18 protein-coding genes, 1 tRNA gene and 1 CRISPR repeat array are annotated in these 14,164 nt (G+C 63.5%); of the genes, 5 read left to right on the top strand and 14 right to left on the bottom strand.

Annotation, left to right across the window (positions count from 1 at the left end; all coding sequences use genetic code 11):
- Positions 1-212: 212 nt before the first annotated feature.
- The 6 genes from NYR58_RS12585 to NYR58_RS12560 all read right to left on the bottom strand — a co-directional run bounded on the left by NYR58_RS12585 (position 213) and on the right by NYR58_RS12560 (position 5,151).
- Complete coding sequence (locus NYR58_RS12585; RefSeq protein ID WP_261521212.1) at positions 213-617, bottom strand: PIN-like domain-containing protein; 405 nt, start codon at positions 615-617, stop codon at positions 213-215.
- Positions 614-1,300: a hypothetical protein gene (locus NYR58_RS12580; protein WP_261521211.1), complete on the bottom strand. Its 687-nt coding sequence runs from the start codon at positions 1,298-1,300 to the stop codon at positions 614-616. The genes NYR58_RS12585 and NYR58_RS12580 overlap by 4 nt, the downstream gene beginning before the upstream one ends.
- A gap of 535 nt (positions 1,301-1,835) precedes the next feature.
- Entirely contained in the window at positions 1,836-2,048 is a 213-nt protein-coding gene (locus NYR58_RS12575) for a hypothetical protein (RefSeq protein WP_261521210.1), read from the bottom strand.
- A 94-nt stretch (positions 2,049-2,142) separates the two neighbouring features.
- A complete protein-coding gene (locus NYR58_RS12570; RefSeq protein WP_261521209.1) occupies positions 2,143-2,382 on the bottom strand; it encodes a tail protein X in 240 nt (79 codons plus the stop codon).
- 1 nt (position 2,383) lies between these two features.
- Positions 2,384-4,681, bottom strand: coding sequence for a phage tail tape measure protein (locus NYR58_RS12565; protein ID WP_261521208.1), 2,298 nt, complete (start codon positions 4,679-4,681; stop codon positions 2,384-2,386).
- 176 nt (positions 4,682-4,857) lie between these two features.
- Positions 4,858-5,151, bottom strand: a complete 294-nt coding sequence (locus NYR58_RS12560) for a phage tail assembly protein (RefSeq protein ID WP_261521207.1) — start codon at positions 5,149-5,151, stop codon at positions 4,858-4,860.
- A 293-nt stretch (positions 5,152-5,444) separates the two neighbouring features.
- On the opposite strand from NYR58_RS12560, the gene NYR58_RS12555 reads away from it, so the two are divergent.
- Entirely contained in the window at positions 5,445-5,645 is a 201-nt protein-coding gene (locus NYR58_RS12555) for a hypothetical protein (RefSeq protein ID WP_261521206.1), read from the top strand.
- Positions 5,642-5,998 carry a hypothetical protein gene (locus NYR58_RS12550; protein ID WP_261521205.1) on the top strand — a complete coding sequence of 119 codons (357 nt, stop codon included), beginning with the start codon at positions 5,642-5,644 and terminating at the stop codon, positions 5,996-5,998. Before NYR58_RS12555 ends, NYR58_RS12550 begins: the two co-directional genes overlap by 4 nt.
- A 173-nt stretch (positions 5,999-6,171) precedes the next feature.
- Here the strand turns inward: NYR58_RS12550 and NYR58_RS12545 are convergent, their stop codons facing one another.
- From NYR58_RS12545 to NYR58_RS12510, 8 genes are all read right to left on the bottom strand, one after another.
- Entirely contained in the window at positions 6,172-6,657 is a 486-nt protein-coding gene (locus NYR58_RS12545; protein WP_261521204.1) for a hypothetical protein, read from the bottom strand.
- Between the two features lie 337 nt (positions 6,658-6,994).
- Positions 6,995-8,074: a hypothetical protein gene (locus tag NYR58_RS12540; protein ID WP_261521203.1), complete on the bottom strand. Its 1,080-nt coding sequence runs from the start codon at positions 8,072-8,074 to the stop codon at positions 6,995-6,997.
- A gap of 240 nt (positions 8,075-8,314) precedes the next feature.
- Positions 8,315-8,896: a hypothetical protein gene (locus NYR58_RS12535; protein ID WP_261521202.1), complete on the bottom strand. Its 582-nt coding sequence runs from the start codon at positions 8,894-8,896 to the stop codon at positions 8,315-8,317.
- Between the two features lie 198 nt (positions 8,897-9,094).
- Complete coding sequence (locus tag NYR58_RS12530) at positions 9,095-9,463, bottom strand: DUF6074 family protein (protein ID WP_261521201.1); 369 nt, start codon at positions 9,461-9,463, stop codon at positions 9,095-9,097.
- Between the two features lie 11 nt (positions 9,464-9,474).
- Positions 9,475-10,392 carry a hypothetical protein gene (locus NYR58_RS12525; protein ID WP_261521200.1) on the bottom strand — a complete coding sequence of 306 codons (918 nt, stop codon included), beginning with the start codon at positions 10,390-10,392 and terminating at the stop codon, positions 9,475-9,477.
- 71 nt (positions 10,393-10,463) lie between these two features.
- Positions 10,464-10,739 (bottom strand): hypothetical protein, encoded by a 276-nt coding sequence (locus tag NYR58_RS12520; RefSeq protein ID WP_261521199.1) that lies wholly within the window; start codon positions 10,737-10,739, stop codon positions 10,464-10,466.
- Complete coding sequence (locus tag NYR58_RS12515) at positions 10,736-11,014, bottom strand: hypothetical protein (protein WP_261521198.1); 279 nt, start codon at positions 11,012-11,014, stop codon at positions 10,736-10,738. The genes NYR58_RS12520 and NYR58_RS12515 overlap by 4 nt, the downstream gene beginning before the upstream one ends.
- Entirely contained in the window at positions 11,011-11,256 is a 246-nt protein-coding gene (locus NYR58_RS12510; protein WP_261521197.1) for a helix-turn-helix domain-containing protein, read from the bottom strand. The genes NYR58_RS12515 and NYR58_RS12510 overlap by 4 nt, the downstream gene beginning before the upstream one ends.
- Before the next feature lie 120 nt (positions 11,257-11,376).
- Here NYR58_RS12510 and NYR58_RS12505 point away from each other — a divergent pair, with 120 nt between their 5' ends.
- The 3 genes from NYR58_RS12505 (at position 11,377) to NYR58_RS12495 (ending at position 13,130) form a co-directional block, all read left to right on the top strand.
- A complete protein-coding gene (locus tag NYR58_RS12505) occupies positions 11,377-11,811 on the top strand; it encodes a hypothetical protein (protein ID WP_261521196.1) in 435 nt (144 codons plus the stop codon).
- On the top strand, positions 11,808-12,971 hold the full coding sequence (locus tag NYR58_RS12500) for a site-specific integrase (protein ID WP_261521195.1): 1,164 nt from the start codon (positions 11,808-11,810) through the stop codon (positions 12,969-12,971). The genes NYR58_RS12505 and NYR58_RS12500 overlap by 4 nt, the downstream gene beginning before the upstream one ends.
- Before the next feature lie 69 nt (positions 12,972-13,040).
- Positions 13,041-13,130: transfer RNA gene (locus NYR58_RS12495), tRNA-Ser, on the top strand.
- Between the two features lie 332 nt (positions 13,131-13,462).
- Positions 13,463-14,093: a CRISPR direct-repeat array (repeat unit 36 nt; unit sequence GTCCGGGTTTGGCCACGCCGCTTCTTCTGCTAGGAT).
- Positions 14,094-14,164 lie beyond the last annotated feature (71 nt).

Below are 14,164 nucleotides of genomic sequence, written 5' to 3'. Positions count from 1 at the left end.
ATGCTGTAAGTTCAATGGGATAGGCCAACAAGCCTAATACTCTCTCCCGCTTCGTCCCTGCTCGTGCTACCGAATTTGGTAGCAAAATGGTAGCAAGGTATTCTTGTCTTGTTCTCCCCGGTCTTTCTTCGTGTCGGCAGGGCTCGTCGCGGCCGGGAAGCCGCGCCCGCGTCTGACCTCCATGGCGCAGTACGAGGGTGCCCTAGCCCTTGCTAGAGCGGAAGTTGCTTGATCTTCCCCGAACGGGTTACGGGCAATTCATAAAGGCCACGCGAAAGCCGCATGAGGTCTTCCATGTCGGGCCACCGCCAAAGCAATATCGACGCCTGCTGGTGTACCGGTGTTTTCTGGTATCCCGGCGCGAGCACAAAGCCGCTCAAGCCACTAGCACGGAAGGCGGCGCGCTGTGCCTTGTTCCGATAAATTCGATAATCGCCGGTGATGACGATCCAATGCGCGTCATCCTCGCCAAGCATGGCGATCCATTCTTCGTCGGCCGCGTGGCGACCGCAGGGAAGGTCCGCAATGTGGCAGGCGCGGTGACCGGAGTGAGAGATTAGCCCGTTGAGGGCAGAAGCAAGAGCAGGAGAGCAGCAATTATCGAAGAAGACCTTCAAGCCGCTTGCCGCCCTTGAAGGGCTTCCTCAAAGTCTATTGAACGTCGCACGGACCTTACCGGCACATCCCACAGCTTGGCCGCCGCTTCCGCGCTGCCTTCGGCTCGGGCGGCGGCAGCAAGCGCCGCCGTGGGCACGCCGCTTTCGGTCTCAATTGGATGGCCGAAAGACCGAGCGGGATCGATGACGATATGAGCCGATGGGCCGCGTGGATACCACCGGCTTGGCACTCCGCTGTCGTCAAACTCGATATGCTTCAGGCTCGGTTCCAGCACCTTGCGAAACGCGTATTGCTGGCGGAATAGGTCAATCAGCCTGTCATCACCATCCTCCCGCGAAAGCTGAAGGAAGACCGAGCGGCCATCGGTGCGGAAACTGGTTGTAGATAGCGGATGGTCCTTGCCAAAGAGATCACGAGCGATCTGGATAGCCCGGCGCACCTTCTGCGGGCTTAGTCCCTGCTTGATGAAGGCAGCAGCAACTCGAACCTCCATCAAATCGCGGAAGCCCAGGTAGATGCGCCCATCATCGATGTCGATCTGCGGACGCCAAAGAGGTTCGTAGCGGCTGCCTTTCACCCTATGACCGCGCAGCCAACGGGAAATGCGACCCGCTCCAACGCCCGTCAGGCGGGCAGCTTCCGCCGGCGTATAGATGCCGATGCCGACAAGATCGCTAATCATTCCTTCGACCCCAGCCAGGCTGCCGACGCGGCTCGGCGTCGGTGGGTTGGATATTTCCTATACTGAACGTTCCCGCCTCGTCCAGCCTTCAAGGCGCAGGGCTTACATGCCCAATGTGCATTGGTGACACCTCGAACACGACTAGCCTGCCACGAAGGCGTGATGGAGGCGCAGTGTGTGCGGCAGCGGTAAGCCAAGCACGCCAGCTTGCGGGCCGCCCGCGCACAGACATGCCCGCTTTCCCCGAAATCGGCCTGTAGGAGCACGATTTTCGCAATGGACGCGGCGAGAGGTAGGGGAACCCATGCCCGCCACGGACGGCTGCAAATGTGCCGATCTTCGGCCTGTTATTCGGAAAGCGGCCATGCTGCGGCGACGCGCGGCGGCCTTGGGGCCGCCCGCGCACGGAAAGCCGCTTCTTCCGCGCAGAAGCGGCCCAGGAGCGCGTGTCCCGCCAAGGGGCTGTCCGGGATAGGGGGAAGGCCGGAACGCGCGTCCTGCGCAGAATGCGAGCGCGCGCGGCGGCCGCCTGCCATCACCGGCGCTTCCCGCCTCGCTTGACGAGCGCGCTTTCGCGGTCGGGATCGAGCGCCATCAGCAGGTCGGGGCCGAGACCGCGACCCTTGCGCCAGCGCTGCCATTGAGCATCGGATATGCCGCGCGCCTGAGCGTTCTGCCGGGCGCGGGAGATGAGCGCTTCCCGACAGTCATCGGGAAGGAAGGTCACGCTTATGGGAATGCCTGCCATGGTTTCCTCCGCATCGCATGATGAAGCCGAAGCTATGATAGCAGGGCTGCCAGCCGGTTAATCAAGCGGGGCCGGCCTTGAAGCCGGCCCCGGCTCAATCCCAAAGGCGGACGGTCGGCCGCTCTTTCGGTTCGCTGTCCGGCTGGTCAATCGGGACTATGACCTTGGTGCCAAGCGGCAGGAAAATCCCGAGGTCGGCGAGGCCCGGGTTCATCTTCAGCGTCCGCTCGACAATGCCGGGGATTTGACGCCGGAAGCGCCGCCAAAGCAGAAGGTCCAGGGTCATTTGGTCGTCCTGGACGGTGATTGTCTCGGTTTTGATTGCGTCGGTCATATCACGAAACCCCCACATCGGCATGGACGCCGCGAAGGGCGGGGCCAAGCTCGTCTGTCAGCGCCCGAACAACCTCACGCGCGGCCTCCATCGGGTCGGCCATGCCCGAGATTGTAAACCGCGCGTTAACGGTGATATTCGCCGCGCCGCCGCTCCGGGCGGCGGCCGGCGATGATGATCCGCCGCCGCGCAGGAGGGCCATGGTCTGGCTTGTCGGGATGATGCGGCCATTGCTTCCCGCGACCATCAATTCAGGGCCGCGCTCGCCCACGACATAAGCCCGGCCGGCCCGCACAGGCCCGCCCATGGCGCGCGGCTCAACCGTCGCGGTCCCGCCGCTGAAAAACCCGCGCACCGTACTGACGGCGCGAGAGGCAGCGCCGCCGAGCGCGCTGCCGATGCGGCTTCCAAGCCCTGCCGCCCAATCGACCAGCCCGGCAAACACGCCCTTGATGGCCTCGATCATCCGTGTAGCCGCCTCATAGCCAGCTTGCTCGAAACCGGCCTTGGCATCCTCGGAAAGAACCTCCCGGCTGAAGAAGCTGCCAAGCCAGCCGAAGAAGCTGCGCAGGGCCGCGCTGGCCTTGTCCCATCCTGCCGCGATTGCATCGCCCACGGGGGCGAGCCATTCGAGCACAGGCCGCGCAGCTTCAAGAGCCGGGGCGAACTGCTCACCGAGCGCGCGCCCGACGCCCGAGAAGATGGAAGACAGGCGGTCCCAGTACTTGTAGAGCACCGCGCCGGCCGCCGCGATGGCGGCAAGGCCGGCGACCACAGGAGCGGCTACGCCGCCGGCCAGCACGCCGCCAATGATGGGGATCGCGCGGGCGATGCCCCTGAAGGCCGTCGCCGCCTTCGCCAGCGGCCCGAACTTCAGGCCCGACATGGCGGCGAGCGAGCCTTGCAGGGCGACCGCGCCGGTCGCCGCGTTCCGCGCCCACGTGCCGAACCTGACGACCGGCAGCGCGGCGGCCAAAAGGCCGCCGCGCGCCATCAGCGCAGCCCACCTGACGCCGATGAGGGCGAGGCGCAGGCCGATGAGCCCGCCCGTCGCAAGAACCACCGCGCTCGTTAGCGCCGGGAACCTTTCGGCAAGGGCAGCGATCTTCTCGGCAACCGGCCCGAGCGCGCCAAGGGCACGGTTCAGCGCCGGCAGAAGCGCACCACCTACGGCAAGGCCGATCTCGTTAAGCTGATTGCGGGAGCGCTGTAGGCGATATTCTGTCGTCTGCGCTCGCTTCTCGAACTCGCGCTGAACGCTGCCGAGATAGCTGGTTTCATCCGCGACCAGGCCGAGCGCATCGCGAAGCAATTCGAGATTGTTCAGCACCGGCGCGAGCGCCCGCGTCCCTTCCTCGCCAAACAGCGCGCTCATCGTGGACGCCTGAAGGTGATCAGGCAGGGCAGAAAGCCTTTCCAGCACGTCGAGCGTGGTGGCCAAGGCATCCTGGGACATCCGGCGCGCCACGTCCTCGGCGTCCAAACCGATGGCATCGAAGGCCGCGCGCTGCCCTCTTGTTGCGCTCGCGCCCTTCGCCAGCGCGCGGCCCAAGGCACGGAATGAGGTGCTGGCGGTGTCCGGCTGCGCGCCGGCACCGATCATCGCGGAACCGAAGGCGGCCGTCTGCGTCGGCGTGAAGCCGAAAATCTGCCCCTGCGCCGCGCTTCGGCGCATGAACTCGGTCATATCCGTCGCGCTCGCCGCGCTGTTGTCGGCCAGATGGTTGATCGCGTCGGCGAGGTCGCTCGTCTCCTTTGTCGTAAGGCGAAGCTGGGTCTTGATCTTCGCCAGCGCTTCGCCCGCCGCCGCGCCGGTCATCTCCCATGCCGTGGCGACCTTGGCGGTCATACGCGTGAAGTCGAATAGCTCGGGGTCGGCAACCCCGGACTGTGCGGCGGCTGCGGAAAGCGCAGTCAATTCCGTGACCGCCATCGGAATTTCGGTGGTCGCCAACTTGCGGAGAGAGCGGCCATAGGCGTCCAGAGATTTGCCGGAGAGGCCAGAGACCTTCGATAGATCGGCCAGAGCGCTTTCAAGCTCGATGGCCGGATTGACCGCGCCCTTGAGGGCGCGCTGTAGCGCCCAAAGGCCGGCAGCGGCGTCCAGCATACGACCGCGCGTGCGGTCCAGCGCTCGATTGTTGGCGGCCAAGGCGCTTTCGAGCCGCGCCTGAAGACCACCCCGGCCGAGCGCGTCACTGGCCTGCTTTATTCCCAGGATCGACCGCGCGGCCTTGCGGGCCGGCGCGGTCACTTTGTCCAGAAGGCGAACCGTGAGGGTGGAAGTCAGATTAGCCACGGTCGTGATACCTCATTTCGGGCGATGCAGCTTCACGATCCCGGGAAGCTGGTTGAACATCCGCATCAGCAAGCTGACTGGCGTGCGGCGGACTTCCGCGAAGGGAGTGGAGAGGAAATGGGAGACCATCGCAGTAACCTCATCTCCGTGGTCGCGCCGCCATTCGAGAAGGGCGATTAGGACGCTGCCGCCGTCTCCGGCTCCCCCTCTAATAAAGGGCCGAGAAGCTCTCCGAGCGCGGCAAGATCGTCGCGGTGTAGCTTTCCGAGCGCTTCCGGGGGGCAGTCGCCCAAGGCCGCGATCATCCCGCGCATTTGGCGGACGCGAACGGGCTTGCCGGGCTGAATGTCGAGCTCGTCAATTTTTTCCAATGCTTCAACATCAGGCTCGCGAAGCGTGATCTTCTCGATCTTCCGGCCCTCAAATTGAAGGGGGAATTTGAGCGTATGGGTAACAGTCTTCCAATTCATTTTTGCACCTGCCGCTGCAATTGAAGAAGCGAATATCGCGGGCAAATACTATCACAGAAGCCGGAAAGGTCTAATCCCTTATCCTTGCGTAGAAATTCGGTTTTGCAAACTGAATGCTATAGATTTCCAAATAATGATGGCAGAGAAGGCGCCTATTTTGGCTCACATTATTGCGCCGAGCGCGAATTGATAATACGCATGATGCGGCCGCCTCCCCTGCGGCCAACGCCTGCCGGCCGGGCGGGTGCGGCGCAAGCTGCACCCGCCCACTGCAGGCAGAAAAGGAGGAAAGAATGGACGCTCGCCCCCTGAGAAAAATGCACATCCATGAATTGGCGGCCGAGTTTATCGAGGCTCGCGCGCACCGGGATATGAACCGGCTTAGCCGGCTTGAGGCGGAATTGACCAATCGAAAATCGCGCAGGGCTCGCAATCTGGCGATGAATGTCCGGCTCGCCCTAGCGACGCTGGACGGCGCGAGGAAAGCGGCATGAAGGGGGACAAGGCACCGCCGCGCAAAAGGTGGAGCACAGGGGATATAATCCGGGCGGCCCACATGGCCGGCCAAGGCGCGAGTGGCGGCGAGATAGCAACGGTTATCGGCGGAACCACGGGGGAACGGGTCCGGGCAATGCTGCGCGTGCACGGCATCCCGCTGCTTCGTAATCGCGGCAATGAGGATATCCTTCAAATTCGCTGGAAGCGTGAAGATCGCGAGCGGCTCAACGCGCTCGCGGACAGGCTCGACCGCGAGCCGGGCGAATTGGCGGCGCTGATCGTGCGCAAGGCTATGCAGGGAAAAGTTGTGGAAAAGCTCGTGAGCGAGCTTGATGTGGTGGGCCTGTAATCCGGCCCGGCATTAAGGCCGGGCCGAATGTCACAACCGGCCTCTTTCGTGTCACACGGAGCCGATTTCGTGTCGCAAGGCGCACCAAAGCTGTCACAGCGGCGCGATTTCGTGTCGCAAACGCCAGATTTGGCGTCACACGGCTGAGCGCCGCCGCGTCGTGGCGGCGGCGGTTAAGGCTCAAGCGGGTCTTCGCCGCGCCGAAGGCGGTCGATTGCTTCGCGGAAGCGACGGTCGTAGCGGTCGAGCGCCGCATTCAACGCCGCGTCGATCTGGCCAGCAACGATAGGGTCGGCCGTCACGGCTGCACCCAGGCCGGATAGCTCCCGCCGGTATAGGGCGGACGAGAAGCGGTGGAAGCGCTCCACATCCTCAATGTCGATCAGATGCGCTTCGCGCCGGGCGACCCGCAGGTTAATCTCGCGGGCTTTGGCGTTGGCCAGCGCCGCGCCGGCGGCATCGGCGGCCGAACCGGCAGCCCGGCGCTTCAGGAAACCCAAATAGTCAGTGATGGTCTCGCCCAAGCGGTATTTCCCGCGCGCCGCCTTGTGGATAACTCCATCCTTTTCAAGCTGGCGCAGGCGGGCGGTGGTCAGGCCAAGAATGGCCGCCATGTGCTTTGCGGACACCAGCGCGTCGAGGTCTGCAAGGTCGGTCATTTGCGGGCTCCCATTGTTCACAAAGCGAAAACGAAAGTCGGAAATTGTTCAGCCAAGAAATACGCAAATTCTGGGCGCGGCGTGCGCCGCAGGCTTCACCCCTGTGTACGGTCCCTTTTTTAATTGCCTCTCTTTCGCCCGTAATCGCTCGCTGACGCGCGTTCGGCGCTTCGGATGAGGTTGAAGCCGCCCGAAGCTCTCGCGCTTCCACGGCCGTTTCTGGCCGCCTGCGCGGGCAGCGGGGACCGGCTTGAAGGCCGGTCCCCGCGCGGCGAGACCGGAGCCGCAAACCGGTCTCGCCTTGCGGCGCGCGATGGCTGGACGCGCCGCGCAAGCATCAGACCTCCGCGACTTCGAGGACGGCGCGCGGGTCGGCGTCACGGCGGCGTTGGACGATCCGGCCTTCGGCTTCGGCCGCGCAGATCAGCGCTTCCTCCGCGCGCTCCAAATCGAGGCGCTTGGCTGCGATCTGACGGAAGCGCTCATCGCGCTCATCATCGGAAAGCGCGCCGTCCTGCGGGAGCGCCGCAATCAGCGCGTCGAGGCGCTCAACCAGCGCGTCGCGCATCGTCCAGGTGAAAAGCGCCGCGCCGCCGTCGCCAATGATGGAGAAGCGCGGCGCGCCGTCCGGGCCTGCTGGCGTGGGCACAAGGCCAAGCTGAAGCTTCCGCGCGAGGCCAAGCGGCGTCCCGCTGCGGTCGCCCGCGCTGATGGTCAGCGCGCCGGCGGCGGCCATCGCGTCGATCTCGGCAATGGCCTGCTGCCGCAGGATTTGGGCCGGGACAGGCGCGGCCTCGGCTTCGGCCCACTGGGCTTCGAGCGCCTGAAGCTCGGCCCGCAGCTTGGCAATCTCGGCCACTGCGTCGCGCGTCTTCGGCGCAGGCGGCGCATGGTGTTTGAGCCGGCCCACCCCAAGCGTAGCGGCGCGCTGAAGCCAGCCAGCGCATCCGTCCAGAAAGGCGAATTGATGCCAGCGCTGGGCCGCTCGCTCGCGAGCGTCGAGCGTTGCTTGATGGCGGCGGCGCGCCGCCTCGACGGGCTCAATTAGGCGCGCTTCGGCTTCCGCCCGCTCGCGCTCCGCTCGGCCCGACCGGGCAGCCACGACAGCGGCGGCGGGGTGCTGGTCAAGCTCGACGCCGGCCGGCAGGGCCAAGCGGTCGCGCATCTGAGCTTCAAGACGGGCAAGGTCGCCTCTCGCTTCCTGCTCGTGGTCTGAAGCGGCGCGGAATGCGGCGTGCGCGGCATCGCGCTCGGCGGCAAGCCGCTCAAGCTTGGCCCGGCTGGGGCCGGGGAGAAGGGCGAGGGCTTTTTGGTCAAGTTCCATATCGGTGGCTCCTATTTTGCGGCCACGGTAGCGTGCGCGACCGGCGAGCGCGCTCGACGTGTTACGCCAGTTCACGACAATCGCGACGCGCAAGCGGTTCGAATAGGCTCTGCCGGTCGATAAACACGCGACCGGACGGCGTTCGGACGGCGAAAACCTTGCCTTCAGCGATCCACCTTTGAACCGCCCGCTCGCTATGACGGGTCGCGGTTGCTGCTTGCCCTGTGGTCAGCCACCGGCGGCGGTCGCTAAGGTCTATGCTGGAAGGATCGGGATCGCTCATCGCCCTCGTCCTCGCGTTGGCGGCGGCGGGCAGAAGCCCGCCGCGCCCAGTCAGCCAGCTTTGGCCTTCTGGTTGACCTCGGCGATGGCCTTCCGCCACAGCGCCTTTGCGCCGCTTCCGGCGGCCTTTACCGGGGCCGGCTCGGCCGCAACGGTGACAAACGAACCATCCGGGGTGAGAAGCCCTTCGCCGTCGAGGGTGCGCGGCCCTGCTACCGCAGGCGGTTCGGCCGGCGCGGGCTGCTGAGACCACGCGTCGAGCGCTGACGACTTGGGCGCGGCTTTCAGGGCCGCGATTGCGGCGTCGGCTGGCGTATCGCCGTCGAGCGCCAATGCCATTGCCGTTGCCATCCGGCCATTGGCTTCGGGCGAGCGCAGGATTGCAGCAATCCGCTCGCGCTCGGCCTTCGCGCTTTCGGCCCGCGCCTTGGCAACGGCGTCGGCATCGGCGCGTTCGGCGTGCTCGGCGGTCGTCTTGTTCAGAATAGCGAGGCGCTCGGAAAGCGGTGCGGTCGGGTGAAGTCGGGCGAGGCTTTCGGAAAGCTGGATCAGAAAGCCGGTATCCTCGGCAAGCGGATGGTCGCGGCAAAGCGCCAGCGCTTCGGCGGTGATCGTGGGCTTGGGTTCGATCATAGGAATAATCTCCTTCAGTTGGAGCGGGCCGCTTCAGCGGCCGCGCGCGGTGGGTCGGGGTCAGCGCCGCGCAACCCGGCGCGACAGCCGGGCGGCGGCTGCGGCAGGCTTCATCGCCTGCGCGGCGAGGCGGGCGGCTGCGGCTGCGACGATCAGGGTCTTGAGCATCGTGGTCTCTCCGTGGCTTGGGGGGTGAAATCACGCGCGCCGCGTCGGGCGGCCGGAAGGCCGGCATCCGCGATCCGCGCGCAGGTAAGCTTCTAGGCAACGGACGGCGGCCATGTACTCGCGCTGGACTAGGACGGCATCGCGAACATCGGCCTCCGCCCAAGCTTCGCGCCGAAGCTCGGCCAGATGATTGCTCAACCACTCCTTCGCGAACTCGGGCGGCAAGCGTGCCATCTGCTCAGCGGCGTAGCGGACGAGATGGACGCGCCGCTTATTCGGGAAGGGGAAAATCCTGGCGCTTTGCGGCGCAGCTTTGGCCCGCCGTTTTGCGGCAGATCGCGGCCGGTCGGGTTGCGACGCGGGGACAGCGCCGGTGAAGTCAAATTCAAGCTGTTGCATTCATGCCTCCTTCAAAACGGGATTGATGCGACCGGCGATAATCCAGCTTCATCGTTGGGAGCGACGAAGTCATAGATGGACCACAGACGCTCGGCGTCGTCATCACTGATGGGTGCGCCCGCGTCGAGCTTAGCCTCAAGCTCGGCCATGAATTGGCGTTTAGGGTCGTTCAAAAGGTCGAGCTTGCTCATAACAAGCTCGAATGCCTTCAAGGCGCGCCCTTGATGATTTTGACCAGCGGCAGGATTTGGCTTCTGCTTGCGAACGGGGGTATCTTTTTCCCCGCCGGTAGGGGGACGGCCGTTAGGGCCGTCCCCTACATAGAGATTATCTTCTGCAATCTCTCCGTTATGGGGGGCCGCTTCAGCGGCCCCCCCGGTATTCTCCCCGGTAATCTCAACGGTAATTAGGGGATCAATTTTTGCCCCCTTGGGGGGTAAAATTTGATCCTTAGGCGGGGTAAAATTTGATACCTGATCTTGATCCCCATCGCCTCTGGCACTTGGGGTAAAAATTTGATCCCTGATATTCTGGTCGTCCTCGGCCTTCCACCTGCCGCCGTTGGCCTCCTGCAATTCCGCTTCACGCTCCGCAATGAGCCGTTGGACAAGCTCCCGTCGCGGGTTTCGCAACTCGTAACGCGTTGCGCCTTTGCCTGCCGACGCCCCTTTTGGCACCATGTATCCATGCCGGACAAGCGCTGCCCTTGCGCGCTTGATCGTCGGCGCTGAAAGCTTCGTCCGCGCGATCAGCTTCGACATGGCGCAGTAGGGGTGCGGATTATCTTCGTTGAAGAATTCCAGATAGACACGTACGACGTTCAGAGCGCAGGCCGGGAGGTCAGGATCGGCGTTGACCATGTTCTCAACGTCGAACTTCCACGACGCGAGGCTGCTATCGGACTTGCTTTTAGGACTTTTTTCCGCCATTATCGTACTCCTGATTTCGGCTTGGACTTGGGCCGTCGCCTTCCTGGCGGCGGCCCTTCTTTTCGGGGCTGTCATTCCTCGCGCTCAGGATCATCGTCATCCGCTTCCCCGAGGCTTTCTTCCAGTTCGTCGCAATATTGGATTGCCTCGCGAACGACAGCGTTCACCATCCGCGCCAGCATTTCCTGCCCCGAGGCCATTTCCTGTGCTGCGATGGCGTATAGGCCGTCGTGCTGCTCACCCATTGCCATGAAAATCTCCTGAGCGATGGCTATGTGGTGGACGAAGGCTTTTGCTCCCTCCATCGGTGAATATTCGAGGCAAGTGCCGCCTAAGCTAATCCTCATCTTGCAAGCTCCCCACACTTTGAACAGCGCAGCCGCGCGCCAACGCGCGCGGGCGGCAGCGCGACGGTGGCCGCGTGGCCGCAGCCTTGGCAGCGGACGATGCGCGTGATCTTCGCGGTGGCTGCTTCAAGCTCCGCCCGAAGCCCGGCCTTGCTCGCCCGCCGCTTAGGCGGGGCGCGAAAGGCGGCGGGAAGGTCAAAATCGTCAATGCGCTCCACGCCCTGCCGGGCCATGCGGTCGCGCGCGTTTGCGCGCGCGTGGTCGATGCGGCTCATCCGTCCGCCTCGCCTTCGCTGCGCGCGCCTCTCCCTGTCCTTCCGATGTTGGGCTGAAGGCCAAGCTTCTGCGCCAGCGGCGCGACGGGCACGCGGATAATTCCGCCAACTCGGATCGTCGGGATGTCGCCGCGCTTTGCGGCCTCGTAGGCCGCGTTGCGACCGAGATTGAAGAAGATCGCGCCCGCCTCCGGCACTGAAATCGTCGGCCGCGAAAGCGCTTCGTCAAGGCTCAGGGTCATATCCATGTCTCCTGAATGATGTGTAACTTGCACATCTTACCATCATCCGTATTGATCGCAACCTTTTTATGTGCAAAATACGCAAGTATCCGCATTGTCGGATGAATGAAGGAGATGAGGATGGCTCGACCACGACTGAGCGAGGGCGGGACTGAACGCCTGCACATGGTCATCAGTGCCGACGAGATGACCGCGATAGAAGACTGGCGCTACAAGCACCGCGTCCCGTCAAAATCCGAAGCCGTTCGGCGGCTTTGCCAGATCGGCATTGCCGCCGAGCGCGAGCTACAGACGGTCCAAAAGCGATCCGAGCGGGCCACGAAGGCCCTCATCATGCTGTTGGAAAAAACCGAAGGCGAATTGGCGAAGGCTCCTAAGGGCCTGCGGGGCGGCCTTGCGGCCGCCCTCAATGAACAAATGGAAGCAACCCGCGCCGCCTATGTCGCACTGACTGCCGCCGGTATTCTCGAAGATGGGAAAGACACCAGCGACGTGGACGCGCTCATGAAGAAGGTTGACGTGCATATGTCGGCGTTGAAGGAGGATCGGAAATGAAAGGACACATCCGCGAACGTTCGCCCGGCCGGTGGGCGATTGTTCTCGACATCTACGACGAAACGGGCAAGCGAAGGAGAAAATGGCATTCCTTCGCCGGGACCAAACGGCAGGCGCAAGAGGAATGCGCCCGGCTTATCGCGGAGATGCGCGGCGGCACGTACGTCGAGCCGAGCAAGGTCACCATCGCGAAGCACCTTGAGACATGGCTTGACCATATGAAGTCGCAGGTGACGCCACGCACGCACGAACGCTATTCGGAGATCGCGCGAAAAAACATCGTGCCGCTGATCGGCAGCGTTCCACTGACAAAGCTGCGCCCGGTCCAGATTTCCGACGCCTATGCGAAGGCGCTTGCATCCGGCCGGCGCGACGGGAAGGGCGGGCTTGCTCCGTCCACTATCATCTACATGCACCGGATCATCAAGCAGGCGCTCGCGCAGGCGGTAAAGTGGGGGATGCTCGTTCGCAATCCTGCCGATGCGGTTAAGCCGCCGAAGGCCGAGCGTGCCGGTCTGAAGACGCTCGACATGCCACAGACCGCCGCCCTGATAGAAGGGCTGCGCGGATCGCGGATGCTCATACCGGCCATGTTGGCCGTCCTGTGCGGGCTTCGGCGCGGTGAGATTGTCGCATTGCGCTGGCGTCACGTCGATCTTGAAGCCGGGGTTCTGTCGATTGTCGAGAGCGCCGAGCAGACAAGGGAAGGCGTGCGCTATAAAGCGCCGAAGTCGGGCAAGGGCCGCACGGTGGCGCTGTCAGCCACAGTGCGGGAAGAGCTGCGCCAGCACCGCTTGCGACAGGCCGAAGAACTCCTATCTTTTGGCATCCGGCAGGATGAAGCGACATTCGTCTATGCGCAGGAGGATGGCAGCCCGCTTCAGCCGCGCACGCTAACGCACGCCTGGGCGAAGGCTATCGCCAAGACCGATCTGCCACGTATTCGCTTCCACGATTTGCGCCACGCCCATGCGACGCATCTCCTGCAAAGCGGCGTGCATCCGAAGGTAGCGAGCGAGCGCCTCGGTCATTCCCGCGTCGGCGTCACGCTTGACATCTACTCCCATGTGCTGCCGGGAATGCAGGAAGACGCGGCATCCCGCGTTGACGAAGCACTGCAATTGGCGCTAAGGAAGCGCCCGGCCGAAGGCATTCGGTAGCAAATCGGTAGCAAAAGGCGGTTTCAACCACAGTCGCTAAGCCGAATTTGTGAATGTCTTCAAAGGCTTGGAGAGGTGGCTGAGTGGTTGAAAGCACCGCACTCGAAATGCGGCATACGGGCAACCGTATCGAGGGTTCGAATCCCTCCCTCTCCGCCACTTGCCCCCGCGAAAGCGTTCTCCCCATCCGGCTGCGGCCGGATTTTTCCGTTGTTTTCGAGGGTTATGCGGGAAGGGCTGAGCACTGCCCCCCGCGCCAGGAGGCCCGGAAGCGGTCTCTCAGGGTCGATTTTCTCCGGACCTCATGACTGCGCGGATTTGGTGAATTGCCTTTAAACCACTGTAGATATTGATGAAATATAGGCCCCTGAAATTGCTTGGATTGGAGTCGTGTTTGGGGTTGCTGCGACCGAGTTCGGAAGTTCTGAGACCGAAGATGTCCTCTCGTCGGTGAGTGAAGCGAAGAGGGGGGGGCGACTTCTCAGCTTTCCGTCCGGGTTTGGCCACGCCGCTTCTTCTGCTAGGATGCTTTTTCGGCATCAGCTTCGAACGAGCGGGTCCGGGTTTGGCCACGCCGCTTCTTCTGCTAGGATGTCGCACGAGATGAAGGCCCAGGATAGCGCGTCCGGGTTTGGCCACGCCGCTTCTTCTGCTAGGATCCGCGTGGACGGCGCAGAGAGCGGTATCAGGTCCGGGTTTGGCCACGCCGCTTCTTCTGCTAGGATCCTGACCAGGGGCTCAAGACCCTCCGAGATGTCCGGGTTTGGCCACGCCGCTTCTTCTGCTAGGATGGTACCTCGCCGCGATGACGCTGTGGATGAGTCCGGGTTTGGCCACGCCGCTTCTTCTGCTAGGATCATTCTCGTCATCGGAAGCAACAATCTGTGGTCCGGGTTTGGCCACGCCGCTTCTTCTGCTAGGATAGGAGTGCGACACCGGGCTGCTGCTGGCCGAGTCCGGGTTTGGCCACGCCGCTTCTTCTGCTAGGATATTGGACCGACCTGACTGAAATCTCGATGGGTCCGGGTTTGGCCACGCCGCTTCTTCTGCTAGGATAAGGGGATGCTCGATGGTCCTGCCGTTACCGTCCGGGTTTGGCCACGCCGCTTCTTCTGCTAGAGCGGGATGAATCTAGGTTTGTCCGTATCCTGCATTAGCGAAGTAGTTTGTGCATTCGTCGGCCGAGATTGAGT

This window comes from Chelativorans intermedius (assembly GCF_025398255.1).
Classification (GTDB): domain Bacteria; phylum Pseudomonadota; class Alphaproteobacteria; order Rhizobiales; family Rhizobiaceae; genus Chelativorans; species Chelativorans intermedius.
This window is presented reverse-complemented; position numbering and strand designations above follow the sequence as displayed.

What these genes read in the sequence shown, in the direction of transcription:
- NYR58_RS12560 (WP_261521207.1), bottom strand. Translation starts at nt 5,151, where the DNA reads ATGAATTGGAAGACTGTTACCCATACGCTCAAATTCCCCCTTCAATTT.
- NYR58_RS12530 (WP_261521201.1), bottom strand. Translation starts at nt 9,463, where the DNA reads ATGCAACAGCTTGAATTTGACTTCACCGGCGCTGTCCCCGCGTCGCAA.
- NYR58_RS12575 (WP_261521210.1), bottom strand. Translation starts at nt 2,048, where the DNA reads ATGGCAGGCATTCCCATAAGCGTGACCTTCCTTCCCGATGACTGTCGG.
- NYR58_RS12500 (WP_261521195.1), top strand. Translation starts at nt 11,808, where the DNA reads ATGAAAGGACACATCCGCGAACGTTCGCCCGGCCGGTGGGCGATTGTT.
- NYR58_RS12510 (WP_261521197.1), bottom strand. Translation starts at nt 11,256, where the DNA reads ATGACCCTGAGCCTTGACGAAGCGCTTTCGCGGCCGACGATTTCAGTG.
- NYR58_RS12515 (WP_261521198.1), bottom strand. Translation starts at nt 11,014, where the DNA reads ATGAGCCGCATCGACCACGCGCGCGCAAACGCGCGCGACCGCATGGCC.
- NYR58_RS12545 (WP_261521204.1), bottom strand. Translation starts at nt 6,657, where the DNA reads ATGACCGACCTTGCAGACCTCGACGCGCTGGTGTCCGCAAAGCACATG.
- NYR58_RS12505 (WP_261521196.1), top strand. Translation starts at nt 11,377, where the DNA reads ATGGCTCGACCACGACTGAGCGAGGGCGGGACTGAACGCCTGCACATG.
- NYR58_RS12535 (WP_261521202.1), bottom strand. Translation starts at nt 8,896, where the DNA reads ATGATCGAACCCAAGCCCACGATCACCGCCGAAGCGCTGGCGCTTTGC.
- NYR58_RS12555 (WP_261521206.1), top strand. Translation starts at nt 5,445, where the DNA reads ATGGACGCTCGCCCCCTGAGAAAAATGCACATCCATGAATTGGCGGCC.
- NYR58_RS12525 (WP_261521200.1), bottom strand. Translation starts at nt 10,392, where the DNA reads ATGGCGGAAAAAAGTCCTAAAAGCAAGTCCGATAGCAGCCTCGCGTCG.
- NYR58_RS12570 (WP_261521209.1), bottom strand. Translation starts at nt 2,382, where the DNA reads ATGACCGACGCAATCAAAACCGAGACAATCACCGTCCAGGACGACCAA.
- NYR58_RS12550 (WP_261521205.1), top strand. Translation starts at nt 5,642, where the DNA reads ATGAAGGGGGACAAGGCACCGCCGCGCAAAAGGTGGAGCACAGGGGAT.
- NYR58_RS12520 (WP_261521199.1), bottom strand. Translation starts at nt 10,739, where the DNA reads ATGAGGATTAGCTTAGGCGGCACTTGCCTCGAATATTCACCGATGGAG.
- NYR58_RS12580 (WP_261521211.1), bottom strand. Translation starts at nt 1,300, where the DNA reads ATGATTAGCGATCTTGTCGGCATCGGCATCTATACGCCGGCGGAAGCT.